The organism is Streptomyces sp. NPDC050418 (assembly GCF_044458745.1).
Classification (GTDB): domain Bacteria; phylum Actinomycetota; class Actinomycetes; order Streptomycetales; family Streptomycetaceae; genus Streptomyces.
On sequence record NZ_JBITIG010000007.1, the window covers coordinates 77207 to 92612 of the forward strand.

The 15406-nt window shown below is 70.9% G+C and carries 14 protein-coding genes; 5 read left to right on the forward strand and 9 right to left on the reverse strand.

The annotated features are described in order from the left end of the window. Positions 1–60 precede the first annotated feature (60 nt). The gene (gene dacB / locus ACIBI4_RS18080) at positions 61–1566 is read right to left on the reverse strand and encodes a D-alanyl-D-alanine carboxypeptidase/D-alanyl-D-alanine-endopeptidase (RefSeq protein WP_399205285.1); all 1506 of its coding nucleotides are present in this window, start codon (positions 1564–1566) and stop codon (positions 61–63) included. 94 nt (positions 1567–1660) lie between these two features. Here dacB and ACIBI4_RS18085 point away from each other — a divergent pair, with 94 nt between their 5' ends. The 3 genes from ACIBI4_RS18085 (at position 1661) to ACIBI4_RS18095 (ending at position 5039) form a co-directional block, all read left to right on the forward strand. Continuing rightward, the gene (locus tag ACIBI4_RS18085; protein WP_399204902.1) at positions 1661–2149 is read left to right on the forward strand and encodes an inorganic diphosphatase; all 489 of its coding nucleotides are present in this window, start codon (positions 1661–1663) and stop codon (positions 2147–2149) included. Positions 2150–2418: 269 nt separating this feature from the next. Then, positions 2419–3339 carry a calcium-binding protein gene (locus ACIBI4_RS18090; RefSeq protein ID WP_399204903.1) on the forward strand — a complete coding sequence of 307 codons (921 nt, stop codon included), beginning with the start codon at positions 2419–2421 and terminating at the stop codon, positions 3337–3339. A 71-nt stretch (positions 3340–3410) separates the two neighbouring features. Then, positions 3411–5039: a threonine/serine exporter ThrE family protein gene (locus ACIBI4_RS18095; protein ID WP_399204904.1), complete on the forward strand. Its 1629-nt coding sequence runs from the start codon at positions 3411–3413 to the stop codon at positions 5037–5039. Positions 5040–5066: 27 nt separating this feature from the next. Here the strand turns inward: ACIBI4_RS18095 and ACIBI4_RS18100 are convergent, their stop codons facing one another. Next, entirely contained in the window at positions 5067–5759 is a 693-nt protein-coding gene (locus ACIBI4_RS18100; protein ID WP_399205286.1) for a DedA family protein, read from the reverse strand. 191 nt (positions 5760–5950) lie between these two features. On the opposite strand from ACIBI4_RS18100, the gene ACIBI4_RS18105 reads away from it, so the two are divergent. Then, entirely contained in the window at positions 5951–6319 is a 369-nt protein-coding gene (locus ACIBI4_RS18105) for a YbjQ family protein (RefSeq protein ID WP_399204905.1), read from the forward strand. A 25-nt stretch (positions 6320–6344) separates the two neighbouring features. Here ACIBI4_RS18105 and ACIBI4_RS18110 read toward each other — a convergent pair whose 3' ends face one another. From ACIBI4_RS18110 to ACIBI4_RS18120, 3 genes are read right to left on the reverse strand one after another with little or no spacing between them, the layout of a single operon-like run. Continuing rightward, positions 6345–7166 carry a carbohydrate ABC transporter permease gene (locus ACIBI4_RS18110; RefSeq protein WP_399204906.1) on the reverse strand — a complete coding sequence of 274 codons (822 nt, stop codon included), beginning with the start codon at positions 7164–7166 and terminating at the stop codon, positions 6345–6347. Next, positions 7163–8083, reverse strand: a complete 921-nt coding sequence (locus tag ACIBI4_RS18115; RefSeq protein ID WP_399204907.1) for a carbohydrate ABC transporter permease — start codon at positions 8081–8083, stop codon at positions 7163–7165. The genes ACIBI4_RS18110 and ACIBI4_RS18115 overlap by 4 nt, the downstream gene beginning before the upstream one ends. Next, entirely contained in the window at positions 8080–9429 is a 1350-nt protein-coding gene (locus ACIBI4_RS18120) for an extracellular solute-binding protein (RefSeq protein WP_399204908.1), read from the reverse strand. The genes ACIBI4_RS18115 and ACIBI4_RS18120 overlap by 4 nt, the downstream gene beginning before the upstream one ends. A 114-nt stretch (positions 9430–9543) precedes the next feature. Between ACIBI4_RS18120 and ACIBI4_RS18125 the strand changes: the two genes are divergently transcribed. Further along, complete coding sequence (locus ACIBI4_RS18125; RefSeq protein WP_399204909.1) at positions 9544–10749, forward strand: mandelate racemase/muconate lactonizing enzyme family protein; 1206 nt, start codon at positions 9544–9546, stop codon at positions 10747–10749. Here the strand turns inward: ACIBI4_RS18125 and ACIBI4_RS18130 are convergent. From ACIBI4_RS18130 to ACIBI4_RS18145, 4 genes are all read right to left on the reverse strand, one after another. After that, complete coding sequence (locus ACIBI4_RS18130; protein WP_399204910.1) at positions 10710–12887, reverse strand: hypothetical protein; 2178 nt, start codon at positions 12885–12887, stop codon at positions 10710–10712. The two genes, ACIBI4_RS18125 and ACIBI4_RS18130, sit on opposite strands and share 40 nt — an antisense overlap. Beyond that, positions 12880–13680, reverse strand: a complete 801-nt coding sequence (locus ACIBI4_RS18135) for an SDR family NAD(P)-dependent oxidoreductase (RefSeq protein ID WP_399204911.1) — start codon at positions 13678–13680, stop codon at positions 12880–12882. The genes ACIBI4_RS18130 and ACIBI4_RS18135 overlap by 8 nt, the downstream gene beginning before the upstream one ends. A gap of 71 nt (positions 13681–13751) precedes the next feature. Further along, positions 13752–14531, reverse strand: coding sequence for a FadR/GntR family transcriptional regulator (locus ACIBI4_RS18140; protein ID WP_399204912.1), 780 nt, complete (start codon positions 14529–14531; stop codon positions 13752–13754). 98 nt (positions 14532–14629) lie between these two features. Continuing rightward, positions 14630–15388: a MerR family transcriptional regulator gene (locus ACIBI4_RS18145; RefSeq protein ID WP_399204913.1), complete on the reverse strand. Its 759-nt coding sequence runs from the start codon at positions 15386–15388 to the stop codon at positions 14630–14632. Positions 15389–15406 lie beyond the last annotated feature (18 nt).

The following is a 15406-nucleotide window of genomic DNA, read 5'->3' on the forward strand; positions in this document are numbered from 1 at the left end:
TCGGGACGGGGTGGGGTGAATGGGAGGGTTCGCCCCTAGGGGCGGTGGGTGCGGTCCTGGTCAGCGGCAGCCGCAGTTCGCCACGGTCGCCGCGAGGCGGTCCAGGGTCGCCTGGGCGGACTGCGGGGCCGTGGTGCCCGAGGCCGTGAAGGCGAAGAGGAGCAGGCGGCCGTCCGCGTCGACCACGGAGCCCGCGAGGGTGTTGATGCCGGTGAGCGTGCCCGTCTTGGCGCGGACCAGGCCGGTGCCGGGGGCGGCGCCGTCCGAGTCGTAGCGGTTCTTGAGCGTGCCCGTGAAGCCCGCGACGGGGAGGCCGGTGAGCGCGGAGCGCAGTTCGGGGCGGGCCGGGTCGGCGGCCTTGGCGAGCAGCGCGGTCAGCAGGCGGGCGGTCACGCGGTCGGCGCGGTCGAGGCCGCTGCCGTCGGCGAACTTCGTGCCGTCCAGCGGGAGTTGGAGTTCCTTGAGGCGCTTGTCGACGGCCTTGGCGGCGCCGTCGAAGCTCGCCGGTTCGCCGGAGGCGAGGGCCGTCTGGCGGACGAGGGCCTCGGCGATGTCGTTGTCGCTGTGGGTCAGCATCCGCTCGACGAGGGCGGACAGCGGGGCGGACGAGGTGGAGCCCAGTTGCACCGCGTCGGCGCCCGCCTTGCCGGGCCGCGGTGCCCCGTCGAGCCGTACGCCTTCTTCGCGCAGGATCTCCGCGAAGCGCTGCGCTGCCGCGGCGGCCGGGTCGGCGGAGCGGGGGGCGGGGCCGCTGGTGGAGTCGTCGAGGCGGCCCTCGTTGAGCATCAGGGCGCTGACCGGGGCGATGTTCTCGTTCGGTCCGATGGGGTGCAGGGCCGGGCCCGAGTACAGGGAGGTGTCGTACGACAGCTTGACCTTGCCCTCGCGCGGGTCGTCGTGGAGGGACTTGGCGGTGGCCTTCGCGAGGTCGCGCAGGGCGTCGGTGTCGAGGGTGGGGTCGCCGGCGCCGACGAGGACGACCTCGTTCGCGCCGGGGTCCGCGACGGTGGTGGTGGCGATGCGGTGGTCGGGGCCGAGGGCGGTGAGCGCGGCGACCGCCGTGGCGATCTTCGTGGTCGAGGCCGGTGTGACCGGCTCGCCCTGCCGAGCCCCGTAGAGCTCCTCGCCGGTGACCGCGTCGACGACCGAGGCGGTGCGCAGGGTGCCGAGGGACGGGTCCTTGAGGAGCGGGGCGAGTACGTCGGCGAGTTCGCTCTTCGTCGGGGCGGGTGCGGAGCCCTGCGGGGCGCCGAGGGCGGACAGGACGTCCGGGGCGGGTGGGGCGGGCTGCGGCTTCTGCCGCTTGCCGCGGCCGTGATCTGCGCCACCGTCGGCTTCCCACGATGCGGCGCGGGCCCGCTCGGCCGTACGCTGACCTGAGTCCCAGGGGCCTGCCGCGGCCACCACCCCGGCAGTGAGCACCAGGCCGAGCGTGGCGGCGGCTGCCGTGTACTGCCAGGTCGTCAGCGGTCCCCGCCGCCGAGCAGGCAGCTGCGGCTCGGGCAGCCTCGACGGCTCCGGAAGCTCGGCATCCTCTGCGAGCCCCGGGTCCTTGAGCTCGGGCACCACGGACCAGCCCCTTTCGCGATCACACACCTGCGTGAGGGACACTTAATCACTGCGCATTAACAAGTATGTGTTGATCATGGAGGAGTCACCGGTGGAGTTCGACGTCACGATCGAGATCCCGAAGGGTTCGCGTAACAAGTACGAGGTGGACCACGAGACCGGTCGTATCCGTCTGGACCGTCGTCTGTTCACCTCGACCAGCTACCCGGCGGACTACGGCTTCGTCGAGGACACCCTGGGCGAGGACGGCGACCCGCTGGACGCGCTCGTCATCCTGGACGAGCCGACCTTCCCCGGCTGCCTCATCAAGTGCCGCGCGATCGGCATGTTCCGGATGACCGACGAGGCGGGCGGCGACGACAAGCTGCTCTGCGTCCCGGCCTCGGACCCGCGCGTGGAGCACCTGCGCGACATCCACCACGTCTCCGAGTTCGACCGCCTGGAGATCCAGCACTTCTTCGAGGTCTACAAGGACCTGGAGCCCGGCAAGTCCGTCGAGGGCGCCGACTGGGTCGGCCGCACCGAGGCCGAGGCCGAGATCGTGCGGTCGTACGAGCGCTTCAAGACCTCGGGTCACTGACCCCCAGGTCGCCGAACGACGCAGCGGGCCCTGTGCCTCCCGGATCTCCGGGACGCGCAGGGCCCGTTCTGCATGGTGGGGCGCTCCGGCGACGGTGGCAGTGGCAGTGGCGGCGGTGACGTACCTCACGTGCCTCGTCGGCCCCTCGCGTACAACCCTTTCGCTCCGTCGTCGATCAATGCGGTGCGGCCGTTGCGGCCGTGCGTGATCAGGGTCCGCCCGTCTGCGGCCTGTGTCCGCCCGTCGATTGCAGCGATACGGAGCCCCCCATGTCCCAGCACGCCCGCAAGAAACTGACGCCCGGCAAGAAGGTGACGCTGGGTGTCGGCGCACTGGCCGCCTCCGGTCTCGCCGTCGGCCTGCTCGTCACGCCGTCCGCTTCGGCGGGACAGACCGGTGCGGCGGAGGCGCTTGAGCAGAGCAGGGCCGCGGCCGCCGACGCTGCCGAGGCGAAGGACGCGGCGCCGCGGGCCCGCGCGATGGCCGCCGCCGAAACCACCGTCTCCGGCATCTCCGTCAACGGCGGCAGCAGCGCCCGCGTCGGGACGACGAACACGCAGACGATCACTGTGAAGTGGACGATCAACGGCGGGACGAAGCTCTACGGCAGCCACGCTTCGATCTGGCGCGGCACCGACCAGGAAAGCGGACTGAAGCGGTTCATCAACTCCGAGGAGTTCGACGCGGACACCGACCCCTGCGTTCAGTCCGGGGACACCACGTTCAGCTGCGCGGCCACCTTCAAGCTCGACCCCCGCAGCGACCTCACCAACGAGGACGCCGGAGCCTGGAAGATCAACCTCTCCGCGACCACCGACGTGGGCGCCCAGGTGCGCCTCGAAAACGCCAAGTCCTGGAACCTCCAGCGCTGGTCCCGCCTCAGCAACAACGCCGCCCCCGAGCCCATCGCCAAGGGCAGGACCATCACGATCACCGGCAAGCTGGAGCGCGCCAACTGGGACACCCACAAGTACGCGGGTTACACCAAGCAGACGGTCCGTCTCCAGGAGCGTTCGCTGACCGGCTCGTACGCCACCACGAGCAGCCACAGCACCGGCACCGGCAGCCTGGCGGGCGTCGAGAAGCAGACGCGCAAGGCCACCACCGACCGCTGCTACCGCTACAAGTTCGAGGGCACCACCACCACGCCGGCGGTCACCGCCACCGGTGACTGCGTGGACGTGCGCTGAGTCCGCGGCCGCTCGTCCCCCGTGCGGGGGGCGGGCGGCCCGTTCGCGTGGCACGGCTCATACTGAGGGGCGTGACCGAATCCGAGGCGGAGGACCGCAAACCGCAGTCCGACGAGGCGCGCAGTGCCTTTGCCCCGGTGGGTGGCATCGAGCCGGCTCCCGCGCCCGAGGTCGAACAGCCGACCTCGGAGTTCACCGTCCCGGAGGGCCTGCGGATCCCGCCCGCCCCGGAGGCCGACGGTTCGGCGTTCTCGACCCCGCAGACGTATCACCACGGAGCGTTCACGCCGCCCGAGGGCATCCCGAAGGTGCGGCTCACCAAGGACGCGCCCTGGCAGGACCGGATGCGCACGATGCTGCGCACCCCGGTGACGGACCGGCCCGCGCCCGAGGCCACGCAGAAGGCGGAGGACGAGGGGCCCGCGGTACCGCGCGTGCTCGACCTGACGCTGCGTATCGGTGAGCTGCTGCTCGCCGGCGGCGAGGGGGCCGAGGACGTGGAGGCCGCGATGTTCGCGGTCTGCCGTTCGTACGGGCTCGACCGCTGCGAACCGAACGTCACGTTCACCCTGCTGTCGATCTCGTACCAGCCCTCGCTGGTGGACGATCCGGTGACGGCTTCAAGGACGGTACGGCGCCGGGGCACCGACTACACGCGGCTGCAGGCCGTCTACCACCTGGTCGACGACATCAGCGCCGAGGAGATCGACGTCTCCCTGGAGGAGGCGTACCGCACGCTCGCGCAGATCCGCCGCAACCGGCACCCGTACCCCGGCTGGGCGCTGACCCTGGCCAGCGGGCTGCTCGCGGGCGCGGCGTCCGTGCTGGTCGGCGGTGACGTCGCGGTGTTCGTCGCCGCGATGATCGGTGCGATGCTCGGCGACCGGCTCGCGTGGCTGTGCGCCGGGCGCGGGCTGCCGGAGTTCTACCAGTTCGTGGTGGCCGCGATGCCGCCGGCGGCGATGGGTGTGGCGTTCACGCTCAGCCATACGGCGAACCTCAGCGGATCCGCGGTGATCACCGGCGGGCTCTTCGCGCTGCTGCCCGGGCGGGCCCTCGTCGCGGGCGTGCAGGACGGTCTGACCGGCTACTACATCACCGCGTCCGCCCGGCTCCTGGAGGTCATGTACTTCTTCGTGGCCATCGTGGTCGGGGTGCTGTCCGTGCTCTATCTGGGCGTGCAGCTGGGCGCGAAGCTCGATCCGGACGTGGCGCTGCGGATCACCGAGCGGCCGGTGATCCAGATCCTGGCGTCGATGGCGCTCTGTCTGACGTTCGCGGTGCTGCTGCAGCAGGAGCGGGCGTCGGTGCTTGTCGTGACGCTCAACGGTGGTGTCGCCTGGGCGATCTACGGGGCACTGCACTACGCGGGGAACATCTCGCCGGTGGCGTCCACGGCGGTCGCGGCCGGGGTCGTGGGGCTGTTCGGCCAGCTGTTCTCGCGCTACCGGTTTTCGTCCGCGCTGCCCTACATCACGGCGGCGATCGGGCCGCTGCTGCCGGGCTCGTCCACGTACTTCGGTGTGCTCTCGATCGCGCAGAACGATGTGCAGGGCGGCCTCGGGGCGCTCACCCGGGCCGCCGCGACGGCGATGGCCATCGCGATCGGCGTGAACCTCGGAAGCGAGATCTCCCGGCTGCTCCTGCGGGTGCCGGGGGCTGCGGGGCGGCGGGCGGCGAAGCGGACGCGTGGCTTCTGACCTGCGGCGTCCGCCCCGCCACGGGGTTCAGCGCTTGGCGTGGCGGCCGCGCTGCGGGCTCACCGGGGAGCCGTCGTGGCCGCCCGCGGCGGCCTCCTTCTTGGACTTCGAGCGGGCGCGCAGGAACTCGATGACGATCGGCAGGACCGAGATCAGGACGATCAGGATCAGGATCGACTCGATGTGCTCGTGCACGAAGTCGACCTGGCCGAGCGCCGCGCCGAGCAGCGTCACACCGACGCCCCAGAGGATGCCGCCGATGATGTTGTACGTGATGAACGAGCGGTAGTTCATCCGGCTCACGCCCGCGATGATCGGCGTGAAGGTGCGCACGATCGGCACGAAGCGGGCCAGGACCAGGGACTTCGCGCCGTACTTCTCGAAGAATTCATGCGCCTTCGTCACGTTCTCCTGCTTGAACAGCTTGGAGTCCGGACGGTTGAAGAGCGAGGGGCCGACCTTGCGGCCGAAGAGGTAGCCCACCTGGTCGCCGACGATCGCGGCGATGGCGATCAGGACGCAGGCCAGCCACAGCGGGGTGTCCAGCTTGTCCGTGACGATCAGCAGGCCGGTGGTGAACAGGAGCGAGTCGCCCGGCAGGAAGAAGCCGATCAGGAGGCCCGACTCGGCGAAGACGATCAGCAGCAGGCCGTACAGCCCGAACTCGTTCAGCAGAAAGTCCGGATCGAGCCAGCTCGGTCCGAGCGCAAGCGTCGTCATCACGGGTCCGGGCTCCAGGGGGGTGTCGTGGGCATGAAAGCTCGCGGCGGGAGGTGGGCCGCCTAAAGCTATCAACGCAACGGGGCAGGGCCAGGTTCCACCGGGTGGTCCTCCAGGATGCACCTGCGGCGAAATGGGGCAAAGCTCTGCAGGTGAGGGGTGGTGTGACCGGAGCGGCGGAAGGCGGACCGATGGGGATCGAGGAGTACGGCGGCGGGCAGGTGCCGCAGTCGGACGTGCTGGTCGTGACGACCAATGACGTGCCGGGGTACCAGGTGCAGCAGGTGATCGGCGAGGTCTTCGGGCTGACCGTGCGCTCGCGGCATCTCGGCAGCCAGATCGGGGCCGGGCTGAAGTCGATGATCGGCGGTGAGCTCAAGGGCCTGACCAAGACCCTGGTCGAGACCCGCAACCAGGCGATGGACCGGCTCGTCGAGCAGGCCAGGGCGCGCGGGGCGAACGCGGTCCTGATGTTCCGCTTCGACGTGACCGAGGCGGCGGATGTCGGCACGGAAGTGTGCGCATACGGGACGGCCGTGGTGATCACCCGGACGGCCTGAGCGGGCGGTCGGTCCGGGGTGGCGGTCACCCCTTGACCGCGCCCTGGAGCATGCCGCGGATCACGTGCCGCTGCAGGAACAGGTAGACGATCACGACCGGCAGGGTGACGATCAGCGCTCCGGCCGAGAGCCCGGCGACGTCGGTGGTGCGCTGGCCGACGAACAGACCGAGCCCGGCGGGTGCGGTCCGTACGTCGGGGTCCTGCAGCAGGACGAGGGAGAGCAGGAACTCGTTCCAGCTCCAGACGAAGAACAGCACCATGAGCGTGGTGACCGCCGGGCGGGCCACGGGCAGCAGGATGCGGAACAGGATGGTGAACGAATTGGCCCCGTCGACGCGGGCCGCCTCGATCAGCTCGCGCGGTGTGGACAGGAAGTAGGCGCGCATCCAGAACGTGCCGAAGGACACCGAGAGGCCGATCTCGGGGAGCATCAGGCCCAGGTAGTTGTCGGTCAGGCCGACCTCGCGCAGGTCGTAGTAGAGCGGTACGACCGTGGCCTCGTACGGCATGACGATGCCGATCAGCATCACGTAGAAGAGCGGGGTGCTGCCGCGGAAGCGCATCGTGCCGAAGGCGTAGCCGGTCATGACCGACAGGAGTGTGGCGACCGGGACCACCACGACCGCGACGATCACGCTGGAGAGGATCAGGTCGCCGAACGAGCCGGTGGTCCAGGCCCGCGTGAAGTTGCCCCACTGCGGGTCGTCGGGCCAGCTCAGGCCGGTGACCGGCGCGCCCTGGGGCTGCAGGGCGACCGAGAGGATGCTGAACAGGGGGAGCAGCGCGGCGACGGCGAACAGACAGAGGACGGAGTAGGCACCGAGCCGTTCGAGCCGGGCGCTCACAGCTTCTCCCGCAGCAGTCTGGTGATCAGCAGGACCACGGTGAAGATGAGCGCGGTGAGCATGACCGCCACCGCGCAGGCCTCGCCTACGGCGCCCTGGCGGAAGGCCAGCTTGTAGATCTCGAAGCCGGGGACGTTGGTGGAGTTGCCCGGGCCGCCGCCCGTGGTGACGTAGATCAGGTCGAAGGAGCGCAGCGCCGCGATCGTGGTGAGCGTGAGGCCCACGGCGATCTCCTGTTTGAGGCCGGGCAGCGTCACGACGAAGAACTCCCTGACCGGCCCGGCCCCGTCCACGCGCGCGGCCTCGTACAGGCTGGTGTCGATCTTGCTGATGCCGGCCAGGAACAGGACCATGCAGAGCCCGGACATCACCCAGGTGCCGACCAGGCCGAGCGCCGGCAGCGCCCAGGTGAAGTCGCCGAGCCAGGCGCGGGCCAGGCCGTCGAGCCCGACAGCCCGCAGGATCTGGTTGACGGTGCCCTCGTCCGCGTACATCCAGCGCCAGGCGACCCCGACCACCACGGCCGTGATCACCTGCGGCAGGAAAATCACGGTGCGGAAGAAGCCGAGGCCGCGCAGGCGGAAGCGGGACAGCGCCGAGGCGAGGACGAGGCCGAGGCCGACGGGCAGTGCCGCGAAGAAGACAAGGAAGACGAGGGAGTGGCTGAACGCGGTCCTGACGTCGGGATCGCTCAGCTGGTCGGCGTAGTTGCCGAGTCCCGTCCAGGTGCCGAGGGTGACGCCGTCCCAGTCGTAGAAGGAGAGCCAGACGGTGTGGCCGAGCGGCACCAGGACGAACAGCGCGAAGACGAGGAAGCCCGGGAGGATGTAGAGGTAGGCGACCTTGGAGTTGCCGGTCGCGTAGCCCGCCGGTCTGCGCGGGGCGCCACCCGGACCGTTCGTCGTGTCGCGCTTCATTTCGCCCCGGTGAACGCCGCCCAGTCCTTCTGCACCGCGGAGATGAGGTCCTGCGGTGTCCCTTCACCGGCGATCAGTTCCTGGCCCGCGGGGAAGAGGGTGTCGCCCATCGACGGGGTCGCCCAGTCGAGATAGAGCGTCAGACCGTCGGCGGCGAGCACGTCCTTCCAGGTCTTGACCAGGCCTTCCTGCGCGCTGCCCGGCGCGGGCGTCCCCGCGTCGCGTTCGGCGACGGGGAGGTAGCCGCCCTGGAAGAGGGTGGGCGCGTTCTCCGGGCTGGTCATGAAGTCGATGAAGTGGGCCGCCACATCGGGGTACTTGGTCTTGGACGAGATGCCGAACGGCGACGTCGTCGCGCCCGTCGCCCGGACCGGGTCGCCGGCCTTGACCGGCGGCATCGCCATGAAGCCTGCCTTGCCCTTCATGTTCTCGTCGATGCGCGCGCTGTTCCAGCTGCCGGAGATCATGAAGACCCCCTCGCCCTTCATGAACTTGCCGACACCGTCGCTCTCGGCGGTGCCGTTGGCGGAGGAGTCGATGTAGCCGGCCTTCGCCCAGTCGGCGACGGTCTGCGCGGCCTTCTGCACCCCGGGGCTGTCGAACGAGGCGCCCTTGCGGCCGTAGACCCAGTCGCGGGCGCTCTGCAGCGGTTCGTGCTGGGCGATGAGGTCCGAGATGACGTGGTTGCCGGGCCAGGCCTCCAGGTTGCCGAGCTGGATCGGCGTCTCGCCCTCCGCCTTCGCCTCGGCCAGTGCCTTCCGGAACGCGGCCTGGTCGGCGATGGGCGCCTTGATGCCGAGCTCTTCGAGCTTGTCCCGGTTGTAGTAGACGCCGACGAGGTTGCCGCCGAGCGCCAGGCCGTAGAGGTCGCCCTTGCCGAACTCCTTGGCGCCCTTGGTGAAGCGGGACTGGTCGAGCAGCCCGGACTTGAAGCGGTCGCCCCAGCCGTACAGCTTCGCGTAGTCGTCGAGCGGACGCATCAACCCGGCCTCCACCAGCGGCCCTTGGTGCGTGTACGCCTGTCCGGCCTGGACGATGTCGGGTGCCGAGTCCGAGGACATGCGGAGCTTGATGTTCTTGCCGTAGTCGACGAAGGACGTCTGGGTCACCTTGATGGTGATGTTGGGGTGCAGCTCCTTGTACTTGTCGACCAGTTCGCCGATCGCCTCGCCCTGCCCGCCCTCCTCGAAATGGCTGAGGGTGAGGGTGATCTTCTCCTTGGGCAGGGTGCTGGAGACCGGCTTGTCCGAGTCGGTGTTCTTGGCGGGTTCGGAGCCGGGGGTGCAGGCCGTGAGAACGGCTGCGGCCAGCGCGAGGCCGGCGATCGTACGGTTCGTCAACGACATCGCACTCCCCTTAGCGATTCCCTGCGGACGTACCGGTCTGACCACGATCCCGGGGACATGACGAGGCGTCAAGACCTGTTGCGGTCAGACCAGTTAGACCGTTATCTAGAACGCATGAGCATCCAAGGCATCGAGACCCTCGTCGTCGCGGAACTGCCCAACCTCTTACTCGTACAGGTGCATCTCTCGTCGGGCACGATCGGGCTCGGCGAGACGTACTACGGCGTCTCGGCGGTCGAGGCGCACCTCCACGACACCCTGGCTCCCGCGCTGGTCGGACGCCCTGCGCCACGGTCCGCTGAGGAACTCATCGCGCTGCGCGCGGAGTTGACGGGATACGTCGGCTACCTCGGCAGCGGCGCGGAGGTCCGTGCGCTGTCGGCGCTCGACATCGCGCTGTGGGACGCGATGGGCCACGAGGCCGGCGCCCCGCTGACCGAGCTGTTCGGCGGTGCGGTACGGGACGGCGTGCCGGTCTACAACACCTGCGCGGGACCGCAGTACATGCGCACGCCCAGCGGGCAGAAGTCGGCCAACTGGGGTCTGAACGGGAAGGGCCGGTACGAGGACCTGTACGGGTTCCTCCACCATGCCGACCGGCTGGCCGAGGACCTTCTGTCCGAGGGCGTCTCCGCCATGAAGATCTGGCCCCTTGATGTGTACGCGGAGAAGTCAGCCGGGCGCGAGATCGACCCCGCGTCGCTCGCGGCCGGCCTCGAACCGCTGCGCAAGATCCGGGCCGCGGCCGGCGACGACATGCGGGTGCTCGTCGAACTGCACGCGCTGTGGGAACCGGAACCGGTCCGCACCATCCTCGAAGCGCTCGCCGAGTTCGAGCCGCTGTGGGTCGAGGACCCCCTCCGCCCCGACCGGTACGCCGAGCTGGCGGCGCTGCGGGCCGTGAGCCCGGTGCCGATCGCGGCGGGCGAGACCCTGGGCGGCGTCACGGCCGCGGCCCCGCTGCTCGACGGGCCCGGCGTGGACGTCCTGATCGCGGACATCGGCTGGTGCGGCGGGATCAGCGAGGTGCTCGCCCTGTCCGAGCGCACCCAGGCCGCCGGGATCCCGCTCACCCTGCACGACTGCAGCGGTCCCGTGGTGCTCGCGGCCTCCGGGCAGCTGGCGATGCATCTGCCGCAGGTGTTCATCCAGGAGACGACACGGGCGTACTACGCGGGCTGGTATCCACAGCTCGTGACCGGGCTGCCGCGGATCGCCGAGGGGCGGCTGAGCGTGGGGGCGGCGCCGGGGCACGGGCTGCGGCTGCGCCCCGACCTCGATCAGACGGCCACGGTGCGGCGGCGGATCACGACGCTCTGAGTCCCTTCGCCCAACTGCCAGTCTCCGTCGGGGAGATGCAGTACGCAGCGTCGTGGTCCGTGGCCGTCGACCGTCAGGTCGATCACCCGGCCGGCGACCCGGAGCGTGACGGTGCCGAAGCGGGTGGGCGTCCGGTCGATCAGCAGCGGACCGGCCGCCAGCCACGCCTCCGGCACGCCGGGCAGCAGGTGGAGCTCGTCGCCGGTCTCGAAGACGGCCAGGTGCCGGACGAGCCGGATCAGTTCCGCCGAGGCCCAGTTGTGGGGCATGTCGCCCCAGATCTGGTCGTTCCCGCCGGCGGCCAGGGACTGCTCCTCGCGCCATACGCGGGTGGGTGCCGCGTGGTTGCACATCGCGTGGAGCAGGTCGACCGCGCGCTGCGGCCTGCCCGCGTAGAGCTGGGCGTGGGCGGCGAACGACGCGTAGTACGTCCATACGGCGCGGTAGGGCAGCCAGCCCGTCGCCGCGGGGAGGCCCTGCTCCTCGCACGCGTCGACCAGGCGCAGGTAGTCGGTCACGATGCGGTCGTCCGGCGCGAAGATCTCGCCGGGCCAGATCGTCTGGGCGAGCGCCCAGGTCGCGGACTGCGGCCGCAGACAGTGGTCGGGCGTCGGGTCCGGCACGCCAGGACGCGCATGGTGGAGGCCGCTGCCCGGCAGCACCATCGGCAGGTGGTCCGGGTGTTCGTCGGCGACCCGGGTGAGGTCCTTGCGCAGCTCCGCGGCCATCGCCTCGATCCCGGCGAGCTCGCCCGGGAAGTGCCGGCGCGCGGCGCGTGCGGCGTGGGTGAGGCCCGCGAGGGTCCACAGGGCGGTGGTGAGTTCGGGGCGGACCCCGGCGGCGCCGCCGTCGGCGAACGCGGGCGGCATGAGGCCGTCCGCGTCCGGCCGCGCCCGCAGGTGCGCGATGTGCCGGATGCCGCCGCGCACCACCGGCCACACCTCGTGCAGCCAGGCGTCGTCCCCGGTCAGCTCCCACTGGCGTACCAGCGTGGCGAGCGCGATACCGGTCTCCTTGGTGTGCGGGGCCTCCGCCTCGTCGGCGACGTCGGCGAGCGCGTTGACGGAGCCGTCGGGGCGGACCTTGCCGAGCAGCGCGTCCACCCCGAGCCGCGCCTCGTCGTCGAGATGGAGGTAGCGCGCCGCCTCCAGGAGGAAGTGACCGTCCGCGATCCACATCCCGCGGTAGACGGCCGGGCCGACCTGGAGGACCGTCTCCCGCGCCTGGAGGATGTTCCGGGCGCTCGCCACCAGCATGTCCTGCACGGCGGGTTCGGCCACCCGGATCGGCAGGTCGAGGGCGGCAAGCTCTCGCCAGTACGCCCGCTCGGCGGTCAACGCGGCCTCGGCGTCGACCTGTTCGGCGGGTCCGCCGTCCAGCGGGACGATCAGGGCTCCCGAGACCGTCTCGCCGCCGCGCACCACGGCCGGGACCGTCCGGAACCCCGACGCGGGCCGGAAGCCCGTGGGGAACGCGGGGACCAGCGGCTGCGGACCGGAGACCAGCAGGGGCGGGCCCGGCGGCGCTGCGGTGGGTTCGGCGCGCTCGTCGAGGAACAGCGGGTACGCGGGGTACGCCGCGGTCGGCACGGTGAAGACCCTGCGGTCGGGCGCGGTGTCCGCGCCCGCGTGGCGTACGGCTCCGCGTTCGGAGATGTCGAGGTGGAGGCCGGTGAGCAGCTCGTCCACGTCATCGGCGACGCGCAGCGACCAGGTGACCACGTCGTAGCGGTGCCCGTCTTCGGCGAGGTGACCCACGGCACGCAGTTCGAGGCGGCAGGCGGGGTAGTCGATCGTGGTGACCACGACCGGGGTCCGCGCGTCCTCGGTGCGCTGGGCCACCGCCACCGGATCGTGCGCGGTCTGCGCGCGCAGCTCGACCGTGAGGCGGAAGGAGCCCGCTCCGGGGTGGATCGGCTCGTAGCCGTAGAGCAGCGCGCCGTCCTGCCGTACGAGGGTCTTGTGGGGGTCGTCGGGGCGGCAGATGAGGGTCCAGGACGTGGTGGGGGCGTGGCGGAAGTCGATGGTTCGCTGCGGGGGTTCGGCGCTCGTCGGGGTGTCGGCTTCCGGCGGAGTGCCGGGTACCGGCGGAGTGCCGGGTACCGGCGGAGTGCCGGTCGTCCTCGGGGAGTCAGTCATCCTCGTCCATCGGGTAGAGGCTCGCGCCGCCGTCCACGACGAGGGTCGAACCCGTCATGTACGAGGCCATCGGCGAGCACAGGAACAGGACGGCGTGGGCCACCGACTCGGCCGGCTGGAGCCGGCCGAGCGGGATCGCCCGGGACGCGCGGCGGCGGTAGTCGGGCTCGGTGTCCCACTGGTGGCGGGCCATCCCGGCGTCGACGATGCCCGGCGCCACGACGTTGGCGCGGATGCCGTGGGGCGCGAGCTCGCGGGCGAAGCTGCGCGCGAGCGAGCGGAGCGCGGCCTTGCTGGCGGCGTACGGTGCGATGCCGGGCCACGGCACGTCCTGCACCCAGGAGCCCGTGAAGATCAGATGCCCCGGCACACCCGCGGCCATCCAGCGCCGCGACGCCTCCCGCGCGAGCGCGTACGCCGCCCGCGCGTTGAGCCGCATGACGTCGTCGTAGTCGGCGAGCGAGTGCTCCGGCAGCGGGGCGCTGCGGGCGAGCCCGGCGTGGGCGCAGACCGTGCCGGGCAGGCCCCAGCGGTCCGTGACGGTGTCCAGGATCAGGCCCGCGGTGGCATCGGCGGTGAGATCGCAGTCGACGAAGAGCAGCCGGTCGTCGGTGAACAGCCGCTCATCGGCGCCCAGTTGCCCGTCCGTGAGCGGCGGTGCCTTCTGGTCCGCGACGGCGACGCGGGCCCCGTGCCGGAGCAGGGTTTCGATGATCGGTGTCCCCAGCGCACCGGAACCCCCGGTGAGAACGACGGTGTGATCGCGAAGGTCGAGCAGGTCGAGCGGGCTCATGGCGGTCCCCTCCCGGTTCGGCTCCCAGGGTCCGGTGTGGGGGCGGGGCAGCGCTAGGGGGCGGGGCAGCCCTAGGGGGCGAGCACGTCGCCTGCGCGGCGGAGGAGTGCCGAGACCTCCGGCTGGTCGACCGCCCGGTCGTAGAGGATCTCGTGCAGCGGGCGGTCGATGTCCGGACCGTAGAGGTCCTCCGAGAGGCGCAGGTGGTGCAGCATCGCCTCGCGTGCCCCGGCGGCGTTCCGCGCCACGATGGCGTCCAGGATGTCGTGGTGGACCGGCGCTCCCATGCGGCGGATCTCCCGGTCGGTCAGGCTGCGCAGCACCATGCCCTTGATGAGGGGGCGGATCGCGCCGAACATGATCTGCAGGACCGTGTTCCGCGAGGCGATCGCGATGGCCTCGTGGAAGGCGATGTCCAGCTCCACGCCGGAGGCGATGTCCCGGCTGGCGTCGAATGCCTCAAGGAGCGCCCGCAACTGCGTGGCGTCGGCGTCCGTGTGCTGCTCGGCGGCGAGGGAGGAGGTCTCGGCCTCCAGCATCTGGCGCGCGGTCACCAGCTCACGGACCGTCACTTCACCGCGCCGCACGAGGAATTCGAGCGAGGTACGGCCTTCGGTCGGCTGCAGCCGGCGGACGAAACTGCCGCGGCCCGGCTGGACCACGATGAGCCCGCGCTCCTGCAGCCGCCGCAGCACCTCGCGGACGACCGGTCTGCTGACCCCGTACTGCTCGGCCAGCTGCCGCTCCGACGCCAGCCGCTCGCCGGGCACCAGGCGCTGGGTGACGATGGCTTCCTCGATCAGCTCGATGAGAGCCTGCGGGGTGATCGGCACATCGGTCGGACCAGCCATACCGTGACTGTAAGGCCAACGGGCCCGATTCATGCATGACTTGCGGGCGTACGCCGACGGGCGCACGGCTTCCGTCACGGAGCCGTACGCCTCGCCGGTCACATGTGCCGCAGCGCGTTCGCGATGATCGCCTCGCTCATGAACGCGGCCAGACCCGGCTTCGCCTTGTCGATGTTGTCGGTGAAGCGCTGGTCCGCGACGAACATCTCGCCGAGACAGCTGTGGATCTCGTGCGTGCACGTGTAGTGGTAGCGGCAGATCTGCTCACGGTGCTCCTCGGCCATGTCCATCGCGGCCTCGGAGGTCGGCTCGGCGCCCGAGTCGATCACCGCGATCATCCGGCGGGTCCAGTCGTCGGCCTCCGCGCGGATCCGCAGCCAGTCGTCCTTCGTGTACGCGGCGGTCTTGCGCTTGGACTCGGCCCAGGCATCGGTGTTGCCCCACCGCTGCTCGGCCTCCTCCTCGTACTGCGCCGGATCCTCGTCGCCGAAGACCTCGAACCGCTCCTCGGGCGTGAGGTTGATGCCCATCTTCTTCGCCTCCATGGCTCGTTCGACGGCCGTGGCCATCTTCTGCAGCTGCTCGATCCGGTCGGCGAGCAGCTCGTGCTGGCGCCGCAGGTGCTCCTGCGGGTCCACACCGGGGTCGTCGAGCAGGACCTTCACCTCGTCGAGCGGGAAGCCGAGCTCCCGGTAGAAGAGGATCTGCTGCAGCCGGTCGAGGTCCTCGTCGTTGTAGCGGCGGTGACCCGCGTGGCTGCGCTCGCTCGGGGCGAGCAGCCCGATCTCGTCGTAGTGGTGCAGGGTGCGCACGGTGATGCCCGCCAGGCCTGCGACCTGTCCGACGGCGTAGCTCATGGCCGCCGCTCCTTTCTG